This window comes from Paenibacillus maysiensis, from assembly GCF_000520815.1.
GTDB classification, from domain to species: domain Bacteria; phylum Bacillota; class Bacilli; order Paenibacillales; family Paenibacillaceae; genus Paenibacillus; species Paenibacillus maysiensis.
Genome location: NZ_ASRY01000196.1, coordinates 1 through 13,340 on the forward strand (window position 1 = coordinate 1; position 13,340 = coordinate 13,340).

Genomic DNA, 13,340 nt, shown 5'->3' on the forward strand with positions numbered 1-13,340 from the left:
TACCGGAGCTATGATCGGAGCCTTGTCCGATAACAGCAAGCTGGTTCGCTGGCGGGCTGCCCGTTTTTTGTACGAGGTCGGCACCGAGGACGCGCGTGACGCGCTGGAGAAGGCTGTAGATGACCCCGAATTCGAGGTCAGTCTACAGGCCAAAATGGCGCTGGAGCGCATAGAGTCAGGCGAGCAAGCCGCAGGGACGGTTTGGCAGCAGATGGCCAAGCGCAACTCTTAATTTGTGATTTTACGACTGGACCTTCAAAAAATTGTCGATTGTCAGAAGATGTACAGGTACGCTATACTGTAGTTCGCTATACAATAAAATATCATGTCATACACCTCATCAACCCTGTTTTATGATGAGGTAGAGGTCGCGGATGTAATCAGTACACCGGAGGAGACGCCAAGAGCCGTCTGTGATTCCAGTGGAAAGGTACACCCGCCGAAGTATGCGGAGCTGACTCTTTGTAAATACTCCGAATGCTGGGGCTGCTAACCGAAAGGAGCAGAACTGTCACGCGATGTCCTAACACAGACACGTGTGTTGAGCTATCTTGTTATAGAAGAAGGTATGGTGCGGAATGCATAGACAAGGCCGCAGGCGTATTCCCTGCGGTCTTTTGACGTTTGTAATCCCCCTCCTTCTGGCTCTTGCCCTGACATGAAATACCATTTCATGAAGGAGTGTTGAACGTGCAACACAAAGCAACACCTGCCGCAACCTTGCGGAAAAGTCTCAAAGCCCGACATATGACGATGATCGCCCTCGGGGGTTCCATCGGAACGGGCCTGTTCCTCGCCAGTGGAGGCGCGGTTGCAGAAGCCGGTCCCGGAGGCGCCCTGTTGGCTTATGCAGCGGTCGGCCTCATGGTTTACTTCCTGATGACCAGCCTCGGCGAACTTGCTACGTTTATGCCTGAATCCGGCTCTTTTAATACCTACGCAGGTCGCTTCGTCGATCCGGCTTTTGGTTTCGCCATGGGCTGGAACTTCTGGTACAACTGGGCCGTGACGATTGCCGCCGAATTGGCAGCAGCGACCGTGCTCATCAAATACTGGTTCCCGGAAAGCCACTCTGCCTGGTGGAGTCTGTTATTTCTGGCCGTGATCTTCGCGCTGAACGCGCTGACGGTCAAAGGCTACGGTGAATCCGAATACTGGTTCGCCATGATTAAAATTGTGACCGTGGTAATCTTTCTCGCTGTTGGTGTGCTGATGATCTTCGGCATTATGGGAGGTCCAGCGATTGGCTTCGCTAACTTCACTGTGGGGGATGCCCCGTTCCACGGCGGATTTTTCGCCGTAATGGGCGTGTTCATGGCCGCAGGCTTTTCCTTTCAGGGAACGGAGCTGATCGGGGTAGCCGCCGGAGAGAGTGAAAATCCGCGTGAAAATGTGCCGCGTGCCATCCGTCAAATCTTTTGGCGCATCCTGTTCTTTTATATTCTGGCGATTCTCGTCATTGGATTGATTATTCCGTACACCAATCCGAATTTGCTGCGGGGAGATATCAGTGACATCGGGGTCAGCCCGTTCACACTGGTATTTGAAAAAGCGGGGCTTGCCATTGCTGCCTCTGTTATGAACGCCGTCATTTTGACTTCCGTATTGTCGGCAGGTAATTCCGGGATGTACGCGGCAACACGTGTACTGTACGCTTTGGCACGGGAAGGTAAAGCCCCCCGTTTCCTCGGACATATCAATCGACGAGGCATTCCTATGAATGCACTGCTGATCACAACCGCTGTCGGTATGCTGGCATTCCTCGCCTCCCTGTATGGGGACGGTGTGGTCTACAACTGGCTCCTGAATGCTTCCGGGATGTGCGGATTTATTACATGGGTTGGTATTGCTGTCAGCCATTATCGTTTCCGCCGTGCCTTTACAGCACAGGGTCGCAGTCTAAGTGAGCTTCCGTACAAAGCCCGCTGGTTCCCGTTTGGTCCCTTGTTTGCCTTCGCACTGTGTATCATCGTGATCATCGGGCAAGGTGCCGATGCCTTTACCGGGCAAGCCATTGACTGGAAAACGATGATCGCTACGTATATGAGTGTGCCGCTGTTCCTTCTTCTGTGGCTCGGCTACAAATGGATCAAGCGTACCAAAATCGTTCCACTCAACGAGTGTGATTTGGACCCGGATGCGTCTTCCGGTAAGTAAACAATAGTAAAAAAGCCCGTCTCCGGGCATATACAGGTGGAAATGCGGATGAACGGTCCTATGGATCAGATCAGGTTCATCAGTATCTTCTCCCTGATATGTGGAGACGGGCTTTTTTTCTGTTATTCGGAAGAAGCAGCAATCGGAGCTGTCAAAGACATAGACAAGGCATGACGGCTAAAGATGCCATAAATCACAGCAATCAGCGTCAGCAGTGCAGAAAACAAGTACAAATTAACGATGCCCAGATGATCTGCAATCCAGCCCATCAGCAATAGCGAGATGCAAAACGTCATGCTCGTCAGTGTAGCCTGTGCGGACAGCACCTTGGGTAAATCGTGCACAGATACGCTCATTTGCATCATCGTGCGGCGGGATACGACGGACATTTCCGCAGGCAATCCCATTAACAGCACGATCAGCAGCGTTAGCGGCGGTAATGTGTTCAGCGCATACCAAGCCGTCAGCAGTCCATAGCAGGCCATCCCCGCCAGCATCGCGGGCAGCAGTCTGCGCTGCAAATACTTGACACAAGCGAGAACAATGATCCCACCGCCAATCGCGCCTGCAAAATACGCCGCATTAATGTATCCCCACCATGCCTCGCTCTTGTGCAGCACCTGCTGAGCGAAGGCAAGCGTGAATGCGCCTACCCAAACCGAACCACCCAGCAGGTCGATCATATCCATGAAAATAAGAGCTTTAAGCCTTCGACTGGCTCCGATGAGGCTCCAGCCTTCACGGAGTATTTCCTTTTTACGTTTGGGAGGTAGCACCGGGCTCTCTGATTCCGGGCCATACTGTGTATCTTCCAACTGTGCAGGAGAGGTTGAAGCCAAGGAATCTCCACTTCGCACCCTTGTTCCGGGTTGCAGCAAATAATGGGCTTTGCCCTCTAGTGGATCTCGAATCAAGCTGGTGAAGATCATCGCTACCATATACAGTCCGACAGCCACCAGCAATGTTTTTTCCGAGCCCAGCATGGCTACGAGCACACCACTAAGCCCCCATCCAGCCAATTGCACGGTCTGATCGCTGACTGATACGAGACTGTTCGCCCGCATCAGCCCTTCCCCGGACGCAAGGCGCGGAATCAGCGCATTACGTGCAGGTGTGGTCCAGCCGTCCAGAAAGGACATCGCTGCTACCAGTGTAAATACAAGCACCCATACCGGGCTCGTGCCCGCTGACCACAAATGCCCCAGCAGGAGCGCAAAGAAAGCCAGTTGACCAAACTGAGAAGCAAATAAAATAAAAGGAAGCTGGAATCGGGCCAAAATCAGCGGTGCTAAAAAGCCACTGATCATCTGCGCCCCCATTCGCAGCAACGGAACGAGCACCGAAGAGAAGATCGAGTCCGTTTCATGAAACACCAGAGATACCAGTGCCATGATATAAAGAATATCGGCCGCATTTGACATGGTCTGCGTGCCAAGCAAATAGGTAAAGGAACGCTTGTGCATATAAATAGAATACTCCTTTGTTAATGTAGCTTTTTCTATTGCAACAAAATATTCAGGTCCATTTCAAGGTTACACGGAGATTTCCGGTGCTGCCTAAATCCGTGATCTGGTAGGAAATAGATTTTAACCCAAGTTGATACAACGACTGTAAATCTTCTTTGAGACTTCGCTCTGTTCCCTGATAGCCGAAGGTAAGCGTGGCACCGCCCTTATTAATCTCTTTGCGAACCTGCTCCTTGATTTCGACGGATGATTTAACCAGACCCTTGCCATCTTGCAGCGTATATTCCAGAGTATTGTACAGCTTTTGATACACAGCAGCCTTGGGTCCGCCCACAGCGACCAATCCCGACAATGTCTGCCGATACGAGGTGTTCGCCTGAGGATACTGTTTAACCCAGGAGTGATCCCGGCGCATTTCGGCATCAGTCAGCAGATAATACGAAGTGCTTACCTTGTTGCCACGATCCGGGGTCGGATCATCCCACGTCGTATCCATGTGATACCAATGTCCATCCAGCAAAACAAGATTCCATGCATGCAGTTGGCCTCCTGCTCTTCCCTCCACAATCCGGTTGGTAATCCCGGCGCGTTCCAGCATTTTGTAGGCCAGCAATGAATAGCCCTGACACACCGTACTTCCGGTTTTCAGGCCATCGTATGCCGTGTATTTTTGCTGTGTTTCATCATACTTCAAACGAACCACAATCCAGTCATGAATGGCCTTCACCTTCTCATGATCTGTCATTCCCTTCGTAATGATGTCCCCCAGCACAGCTTTAACCGTGCTATCCACATATGCGGTCTGCTCCTTCGTCTCCCGGTAACTCAGACGGATTGTAACCTCAGCGGACGTGGTTGTGCCTGTATAGCTGAAAGCGTAGCTTTTGATCGTATAATTCACATACGGGTCGCTCTCCATCGCCTGTTTGATGGCCGTCTGTAACTGCTGCTTAAGACCGTTCACCCGCCCTTGATATGTAAAAGTCAGCGTTTCACTCCGCGTAGCCATTGCCTGTAAAAGCTTATTTTGAAGCTGCTGTGACGATACGGACGGAGCTGGCTTGACCGACGCAGCATATACATTGTTCCCCCACTCCACAGCATGCGGCAGCAACACAGCCAGCGCTGCACCCACCACCAGGCATTTTACAAGCCTAACCCCGATTTTTCTGTTCATACAGAGCGTTCCTGCCCTTCTTAGCATAGTTGTAAACAGCTCTATCTTACCATAAAAACAATTGCCCCAAGCGCTCTAGTTTTGTCGGTTGCAGACGAGTAAGGGTGCAGTTAAAGACAGGTTGTGACACCATACTCGGCTATATAACAGATCGGACATTGGGCAAATATGTCGTTCCCAGAGAGAATTTTATCACAGCAATCTAGTAATCCTCATGTTATGGTACTGGCATCGGAAGTAAATGATATTGATTCTCATTCTACATTAGAAAGGCTGAGCACCATGCCAGAATGTATCTCACTCCTTTGTACTCCACCGGGTCAACCCGTGCGATTGCAATCCCTTGCCTCTCTTCACCCCTCATTGCGCCGACGCTTAACGGACATGGGGATTGACGAAGGTTCCATTATACGATTAAAAAAAATCAGTCTGTTGGGCGGCCCTATTGTCATTGAATGCAACGGTCAATTGGTCGGCCTCCGTCAAAATCAGGTAAAACAACTGGAGGTCGTTACTTCATGGACATGATCGCTCTATTCGGTAATCCCAACACGGGGAAAACCTCATTATTCAACAAGCTGACTCGTACGTATGCAGAGGTAGGGAACTGGTCCGGGGTGACGGTGGAAAAGAAAACAGGCCTGCTGCGCGACAAGTCTGCCGTTTTGGTGGATTTGCCGGGTGCCTACTCTTTACTCCCTCTTTCGCTGGATGAAGGTGTCGCAACCCGTTATTTGCTGGAAGAACCGCCTGCGGCCCTGATCAACATCGTGGATGCCTCCCAGCTTCAGCGTAATCTGTATCTGACCGTACAATTACTGGAATATGGCCGTCCGCTTGTACTTGGCTTAAACATGACTGACGTAGCCGATGCCACTGGTCTTCGGGTAAACAAGGAATTGTTGGCTGATCAATTGAACGTTCCCATCATTCCCATGGTGGCACGCACGGGCAGCGGCAGTAAGCAAATGCTCGCATCACTTCGAGAGGTACGACGTGCGCCAAATTCCTTCCAGTTGGATTACGGCCCTGCCGTCGAAGCCGCTATTTCAGATATTTGCAGCTTACTGACGAATACATCTGTGCCAAGCCCTCGGTGGGCAGCTCTACAGTGTCTGGAAAACAATCCTGTCGTTATGGAATGGATGACGAATGAGGTACAGCGTGAACAAGTAACTGAACGCATCCAGCGTTGCGAGAAAGAACTTCTCCGTGAAGGCTATTCGGCTACTCCCGCTCAGCATATCCGTTCTGTACGTACAGCGTGGATCGCTGATCTGTGTACAAAGGTGCTCGACACGTCCAAACTTAAGCCGCACAGTCTGACAGACAAGCTGGACGCACTGCTAACCCATCGGTATTTGGGGATTCCCATCTTTTTGTTGCTGATGTACGCTACCTTCAAGTTCACCTTCGATTGGGCGGGTACTATTCTTTCAGATATGCTGGACGGATTTTTTTCAGGGACACTAAGCAGTTGGATTTCTGAATTGCTCGTTCACTTGAACGCGTCCGCTTTTACGCAGAGTCTCATCGTGGACGGTATTGTGGCAGGAGTTGGGGGCGTGCTCGTTTTTCTGCCTCAGATCGCTATTTTGTTCCTGATTATTTCGGTGATTGAAGACTCCGGGTATATGGCACGGGTCACGATACTAATGGATCGCCTGATGCAAGCCGTTGGCTTGAACGGGAAAAGCTTCATCCCCTTCATCATCGGATTTGGCTGCAATGTCCCTGCGATTATGGCGGCACGCACCATTGAACAGCCCAGAGAACGCCTTATTACAACGTTGCTGGTGCCCTTTATGTCATGTTCAGCCCGCCTGCCGGTATATGCGTTGTTTGCGGGTGTATTTTTTCCAACACATGCGGCAAGCATCATCATGCTGATGTATGTGTTAGGAATCACCGTATCGCTTATACTTGCCAAAATCTTTTCCAAAGTATCCATTTTATCGGGTGAGCCCTCGCTCTTCATCGTGGAACTCCCTCCCTATCGGGTGCCGCAGGCTCTTACACTATTTCGAAGCACATGGGAGAAGGTCAAAGGCTTCGTCCGTAAAGCCGGAACGATCATTCTTGCAGGCTCCGTTGGCATCTGGCTCTTGTCCAATTTCGGCCCACAAGGGTTCGGTGCAGACATGAATGATAGCCTGCTTGCCACTGTTGGAGGATGGTTTGCCCCCATACTGGCCCCTCTCGGCTTTGGTACCTGGCAAGCAGGCGCTTCCCTGCTCACGGGCTTTATGGCCAAGGAGGTCGTGGTATCGACGATGAATATCATTTACCACGTTCCGGACATGCAAGGGCTGGAAATGCAAGTCAGACATGCCTTTACGCCGTTGGCCTCTTTTAGCTTCATGGTGTTCATTCTGTTGTATGTACCATGCCTGGCTACGGTAGCGGTCATTCGCAAAGAAACCCTTTCGTGGCGTTGGACCGCATTTTCTGTGATTTATCCTTTGACCGTGGCGTATATTATTGCCGTTGTGATCTATCAGTGTGGCAGGTTATTAGGCTGGGGTTAAGTTAGAGCCCTATGAAAATAGAAGGAAGTGGATTCCATGATCAATATCATCATTTTACTGGTGATTCTCGGTTATAGCACGTGGGTGTTTGTTCGTTTTTTACGGAAAAGCCGTCAAGGTGCTTGTGCCGGATGCTCATTAAGCAAGTCATGTCCGGGCTGTGCCACGAGTGCTGTGAAGGAAGACCAAGCGAATATCAACAGAAATATCTAATCCAAACTTAGCATCCCATGAAAAAAGCGTCTGCGGGTTTATCCTGACCCGAAGACGCTTTTCCTTTACTCTCAAACTCACAATATTAGCGGTATTCCGCCAAACGTTCATTTAGCTCCCGCGTGTGCAGGTAAACTTCACGATACAGCTCATATAAGCCTTCATAACGTGCCACACGCTCCGGGTTCGGTGAATATCTTGCTGCCTCACGTAGAAAAGCTTCCGCGCATGCTTGCAACGATTCAAACCATCCGCTTCCGTAAGCGGCCAGCATCGCCGCCCCCAAGGCAGGCCCCTGCTCACTTTCCAGCTTGATGATATCCGCGTTAAAAATATCTGCTTGCATTTGCAGCCACGCTTCATTGCGCGCACCGCCGCCGATGGATATGACCTCGTTCACCGCTTTGCCCGTTCCTCGGAGAATATCAATGGATTCCTTGAGCGAAAATGTGATTCCCTCCAGCACGGCCCGTGTAAAATGCGCAAGCTTATGTCCCGCGTCCATCCCGATAAAGCTGCCTCGAATGGTTGCATCCGGGTGAGGGGTACGTTCACCCACGATATATGGCGTGAACAGCAGCCCTCGGCTGCCGGGCTCAATGGAGTTCACATCCTCCAACAACACATCAAAAGAATGCTCCGATGCAAAGGTATCCTTAAACCACGTCAGGCTGTACCCGGCCGCGAGCGTAACGCCCATAATATAATAAGCATCCTGCTCACTATGGTTAAAAAAATGCGCCCGCCCCTGCACATCAATGTCCTTACGTTCCTCATAGGAAAGTACAACACCCGATGTGCCGATGCTGCACAAGGTGCGGCCTTCGCTCAAAATACCAGCGCCAATCGCACCACATGCGTTGTCCGCGCCACCCGCATACACCTTCGTTGCAGGAGCAAGTCCGGTCTGCTCCGCAATCTCCGGCAGCAGCGTACCTGTCTGATCGAACGATTCCACCAGCGGCGGGAACAGAGACGACGGCAGTTCGAAAGCAGCGGCGATTTCTTGGCTCCACTGCTTTTTTGCCACATCCAGCAACAGCGTGCCCGCCGCATCCGAATACTCCGTCGCCAGCTCTCCCGTCAGGCGATACCGCACATAATCCTTCGGCAGCATAAAATGGGCTGCACCAGCCAGCACGTCCGGCTCATGCTCCTGCACCCACAGCAGCTTGGGCAGCGTGAAGCCTTCCAGCGCGCGATTACGTGCAATGCTCAGCAGCTCCGACCCGAGCTGTTCTTCAATGCGGCGACATTGTGCCGTTGTACGCGTGTCATTCCACAAAATAGCCGGGCGCAGCACTTGCCCTTCCTTATCTGTCAGCACAAGCCCATGCATCTGTCCCGAAAAGCTAATACCGTCTACGGCATCTGTGCCGCCGATTTCGGCCTTCTCCACGAGCTGCTTCAGTGCTGTTAACGTGTCACTGACCCAGTCCTCAGGGTGCTGTTCGCTATACCCTGCCTTCGGCTGATAGAGCGGATAAGACTGAGAGGTTTCATAAGCCACCTGCCCCTTGCGGTTAACCAGCACCGTTTTGACCGCGCTGGTACCCAAGTCCACACCGATGACGTAGCGCTCTTGCTCCTGTTTTTGCTTTTCCTGCATCGAAGTTCCTCCTTCTCTGCTACCGTGTAGACGCTGTCTCATATATAGGTTATGGCATTAATCCGCCAAAATGTATTGATTTAATGTGGCTTTCAGATACTCCTGACGACCCGACACGTTTTTGCGTGGTGCTTCGTTCGCCAGTGCATATTCAGCCAGCGAAGCAAGCGTTGCTTTACCGGATACAATTTCTGCCCCAATACCTTCTTTAAAGCTGCTGTAGCGCTTATCGATAAAGTCCTCGAACACGCGGTCCTCAATCAGTTTGGCAGCTACCTTCAGGCCTTTCGCATACGTATCCATACCTGCGATATGCGCGAGGAACAAGTCTTCTGGCTCAAACGATGCTCTGCGCACCTTGGCATCAAAGTTGATACCACCACGGCCCAAGCCTTCATTTTGCAGCACTTCATACATGGTCAGGGTCGCATCGTACAGATCAACCGGGAATTCGTCCGTATCCCAGCCCAGCAGCAAATCTCCCTGGTTTGCATCCAATGATCCCAACATACCGTTAATCCGTGCTACACGCACTTCATGATCAAACGTATGACCCGCCAAAGTCGCATGGTTAGCCTCCAGATTGAGCTTGAAATGCTGATCCAGATCATATTTTTGCAGGAAGGCAATTGTCGTCGCCGCATCAAAATCATACTGATGCTTGGTTGGCTCCTTCGGCTTCGGCTCGATCAGGAATTGAGCATCAAAGCCAATTTCATGCGCATAGTCCACGGCCAGATGGAACATACGTCCCAAATTGTCCTGCTCCAGCTTCAAATCTGTATTCAGCAGTGTTTCGTAGCCTTCACGGCCTCCCCAGAAAACATAGTTGTCCGCGCTTAGACGTTTGCCCACTTCCAAGCCTTTTTTAATCTGGGCGGCAGCGTGTGCGTACACATCTGCATTACAAGTCGTCGCAGCTCCATGCAAATAACGTGGATGACTGAACATATTCGCCGTGTTCCACAGCAGCTTTTTACCCGTTGCCTTCATATGCTCTTCGATCAAATCCACGATGGTATCCAGGTTGCTGTAAAATTCCTTGAGCGACGCGCCTTCCGGAGCAATATCAACATCATGGAAAGCAAAATAAGGCAGGTTCAGCTTATCCAGCAGTTCAAAAGCAGCTTCCACACGGGCCTTCGCCAAATCCAGCCCGGTAAACTTGGACCACGGACGCTCCGCCGTCTCTACCCCAAATGGATCGGAGCCACCTGCAACGAGTGTATGCCAATAGGCCATGCTAAAACGTAAATGCTCTTCCATTGTTTTCCCAGCCACAATTTCCTGAGGATTATAAAATTTGAACGCAAAAGGATTATTGGATTGCTTGCCCTCAAAGTTAATTTTAGAAACCTGCTCAAAATATGCCATTATAAGTTCCTCCTTTATAGTAAACGTTTACAAAAAAGATTCTAGCACAGCCAAAAGACTTTGTCTATTGCTTAAACTAAGTTTGTTTTTATGATATAATATCGGGAATTACACCAACAGGAAGTGAAAAGAACATGAATGTCACTGGCGATCAGGCGCTTGTCAAAAAGCTAAATAAATCCATTGTGCTGGAGCGTATCCGCCTCCATGCTCCCCTATCCAGGGCACAATTATCCAGTCAAACCGGGTTAAACAAGGCTACCGTTTCCAACCTGGTGGCGGAGCTCATCACCGACGGGCTTATATATGAGACGGGATTAGGAGAATCCAGCGGCGGGCGCAAGCCCTTAATGCTGCTGTTTAACAGCCGGGCAGGCTTTGTATTCGGCATCGAGGTCAGCGTATATTATATCAAGGGTGCTCTGACCGATTTGGCAGGAACCATTGAAACAGAGCTTACCCTTCCCCTTGCGCAACATGATCCTGCTTTTGTTATGGAACAGATTCAAAGGCTGGTTCAGGAGCTTATGCAGACGGTCCCTCCCTCCCCTCATGGCATCGTCGGTATTGGGCTAGGGGTTCCGGGTATGGTGGATGAAACGGGAACCGTTTTGTTCGCGCCCAATCTGGGCTGGGAAGAGGTTCCGCTGCGGCAACAGCTTGAGGCAGAGCTTGGCCTTCCCGTGGTGGTGGATAACGAAGCCAATGTCGGTGCGCAAGGAGAGCTGTACTATGGTATGGACAGCGATCACCGGCAGCTGGTGCGGGATCTGGTCTACATTAGTGCGGGGTCCGGGATCGGAGCGGGAATTATGATTGACGGCAAGCCGTATCAAGGGGCTTGGGGGTACGCCGGAGAGACTGGTCATATGTCCATTGACTGGAACGGACGGCTTTGCTCCTGCGGTAGCCGGGGCTGCTGGGAGCTATATGCTTCGGAGAAGGCGTATGCAGCATCCACACTGAATCTGCCCGCACATAATACAGCGGAATTACTGCCGTTTGCCCGGCAAGGTGACGCGAGTACGTTAAGCGTCCTTGGTGATATCGGGCGATATTTGGGTGTGGGCATCACCAACATTGTGAACAGCCTCAACCCCGGCATGCTTATCATCGGCGGTCCACTGGCTGAAGCGAGACCTTGGCTGGAGCAAAGTATGCGTGAAGTGATTGATGAACGTGCCCTGCCCTATCACCGTCGGCAATTACAAATCCGTTTCTCCACGCTTGGCAGCCGTTCGACGATGTTAGGTGCCGCCTATGCAGCAACAGCTCCTTTTCTCGGGCGTGTACGTGTATCTTTATAAAAAAAGGCGTACAGAAACACTAAAGTTCCTGTACGCCCCATTTTTCTTACAACCCGTTATTGGAGATAACATCTTTATACCAGTAGAAGCTTTTTTTTCGTTTTCTTTCAAGTGTACCGTTACCGTCGTTGTCTTTGTCCACATATATAAATCCGTATCTTTTTTCCATTTCAGATGAGGAATAACTGACCAAGTCGATCGCTCCCCAACTGGTGTAACCCATGAGTTCAACCCCGTCCAGAATCGCTTCATGCATTTGTTCAAAATGAGCACGGAAGTAATCAATACGGTAATCATCCTGAATACTACCGTCTTCCTCCACCTTGTCGTACGCTCCCAAACCATTTTCTACAATGAACAATGGTACTTCATAGCGGCTGTACAGCTCATTCAGAGAAAGTCGCAAGCCGACCGGGTCAACCTGCCAGCCCCAATCACTCGTTTCCAGATAAGGATTTTTAACGCCGCCAATCGTATTGCCACTGACTTTTTCCATGCCTACACTATCCGCACTGGCAACCAGCGACATATAGTAGCTAAAGGAAATGAAATCCACCGGATGGGTTTTTAGAATTTCATCATCACCCTCAAGCTTTTCAATAACAATCTCCTTTTCACGGAAGAAGCGTTTCATATAAGGGGGATACGCTCCGCGAACCTGTACATCCGTGAAAAAATAGTTAAACTGATTATCTTTAAACGCTGCCAGAATATCCTGCGGATTACAGGTATGTGGATACGTTGTCAGCCGGGTTAACATACAGCCGATTTTAGAATCCGGAATGATTTCGTGGCAGTATTTTACGGCCAGAGCACTAGCTATAAATTGATGATGCAAACCCTGATAAACCGCTTGCTCTACATTGTCAAAACGCTCCGGTAGAATACCACCGCTCGTAAATGGATGGCGGACGATACTATCTATTTCATTAAAAGTGATCCAGTGCTTTACTTTATTTTTGTATCTTTTAAATACTGTTTTACAAAAATGGATAAAGAAATCTACAACCTTCCGTTGGGTCCAGCCCCCGTAATGGTTTACAAGATACATCGGCATTTCGTAGTGGGACAGGGTGACAAGCGGCTCTATCCCATTTTTATGCATTTCATCAAACAGCCGATCATAAAATTGTAATCCAGCCTCGTTGGGCTTGTCCTCATCTCCGTTGGGAAAAATACGCGTCCATGCAATAGAAACTCGCAACGTTTTAAATCCCATTTCACCAAACAATGCTAAATCCTCGGGATAGCGGTGATAGAAATCAATTCCCTGGCGTTTGGGATAATCTTGATCTGACGTGTCCTGCATCGCCTTTTGGATATGTTCCTCGGTCATTGAATTGTGTTTTTTATAATCACCTTTGCTCACATTCTTTTTGTAAATAGCCATATCTGCTGTAGATATCCCTTTACCATCAACGTTCCAGGCTCCTTCTACCTGGTTCGCGGCTACAGCTCCTCCCCATAGAAAGCCTTCTGGAAATGTTCTTTTCATTTCTGTCATCTCTA

11 protein-coding genes and 1 riboswitch are annotated in these 13,340 nt (G+C 50.1%); of the genes, 6 read left to right on the forward strand and 5 right to left on the reverse strand.

Annotated features, from left to right (window positions below; genetic code table 11):
• Positions 1–232 (forward strand): HEAT repeat domain-containing protein (locus L696_RS28610; protein WP_209440963.1); only part of this gene is annotated, 232 nt, incomplete at its 5' end.
• A gap of 122 nt (positions 233–354) precedes the next feature.
• A riboswitch (Lysine riboswitch) is annotated at positions 355–557 on the forward strand.
• A 133-nt stretch (positions 558–690) separates the two neighbouring features.
• The gene (locus L696_RS0113330) at positions 691–2,157 is read left to right on the forward strand and encodes an amino acid permease (protein WP_025684078.1); all 1,467 of its coding nucleotides are present in this window, start codon (positions 691–693) and stop codon (positions 2,155–2,157) included.
• Between the two features lie 122 nt (positions 2,158–2,279).
• On the opposite strand, the gene L696_RS0113335 is transcribed toward L696_RS0113330, so the two are convergent.
• Both L696_RS0113335 and L696_RS0113340 read right to left on the reverse strand, forming a co-directional pair.
• Entirely contained in the window at positions 2,280–3,620 is a 1,341-nt protein-coding gene (locus L696_RS0113335) for an MFS transporter (RefSeq protein WP_025684079.1), read from the reverse strand.
• A gap of 52 nt (positions 3,621–3,672) precedes the next feature.
• A complete protein-coding gene (locus tag L696_RS0113340; RefSeq protein ID WP_025684080.1) occupies positions 3,673–4,800 on the reverse strand; it encodes a transglutaminase domain-containing protein in 1,128 nt (375 codons plus the stop codon).
• A gap of 282 nt (positions 4,801–5,082) precedes the next feature.
• Here L696_RS0113340 and L696_RS29560 point away from each other — a divergent pair, with 282 nt between their 5' ends.
• The 3 genes from L696_RS29560 to L696_RS29565 are packed head-to-tail and all read left to right on the forward strand — an operon-like array spanning position 5,083 to position 7,541.
• Complete coding sequence (locus tag L696_RS29560; RefSeq protein WP_081750740.1) at positions 5,083–5,328, forward strand: FeoA family protein; 246 nt, start codon at positions 5,083–5,085, stop codon at positions 5,326–5,328.
• A complete protein-coding gene (feoB, locus tag L696_RS0113345; RefSeq protein WP_025684081.1) occupies positions 5,319–7,328 on the forward strand; it encodes a ferrous iron transport protein B in 2,010 nt (669 codons plus the stop codon). The genes L696_RS29560 and feoB overlap by 10 nt, the downstream gene beginning before the upstream one ends.
• Before the next feature lie 36 nt (positions 7,329–7,364).
• Complete coding sequence (locus L696_RS29565) at positions 7,365–7,541, forward strand: FeoB-associated Cys-rich membrane protein (protein WP_081750741.1); 177 nt, start codon at positions 7,365–7,367, stop codon at positions 7,539–7,541.
• 85 nt (positions 7,542–7,626) lie between these two features.
• On the opposite strand, the gene xylB is transcribed toward L696_RS29565, so the two are convergent.
• Positions 7,627–9,150 (reverse strand): xylulokinase, encoded by a 1,524-nt coding sequence (gene xylB, locus L696_RS0113355; protein ID WP_025684082.1) that lies wholly within the window; start codon positions 9,148–9,150, stop codon positions 7,627–7,629.
• Positions 9,151–9,207: 57 nt separating this feature from the next.
• Positions 9,208–10,524, reverse strand: a complete 1,317-nt coding sequence (gene xylA / locus L696_RS0113360; protein WP_025684083.1) for a xylose isomerase — start codon at positions 10,522–10,524, stop codon at positions 9,208–9,210.
• A gap of 134 nt (positions 10,525–10,658) precedes the next feature.
• Between xylA and L696_RS0113365 the strand changes: the two genes are divergently transcribed.
• The gene (locus L696_RS0113365; RefSeq protein ID WP_025684084.1) at positions 10,659–11,831 is read left to right on the forward strand and encodes an ROK family transcriptional regulator; all 1,173 of its coding nucleotides are present in this window, start codon (positions 10,659–10,661) and stop codon (positions 11,829–11,831) included.
• Between the two features lie 46 nt (positions 11,832–11,877).
• Here the strand turns inward: L696_RS0113365 and L696_RS0113370 are convergent, their stop codons facing one another.
• Positions 11,878–13,335, reverse strand: coding sequence for a glycoside hydrolase family 1 protein (locus L696_RS0113370; protein WP_025684085.1), 1,458 nt, complete (start codon positions 13,333–13,335; stop codon positions 11,878–11,880).
• Between the last annotated feature and the right edge of the window lie 5 nt (positions 13,336–13,340).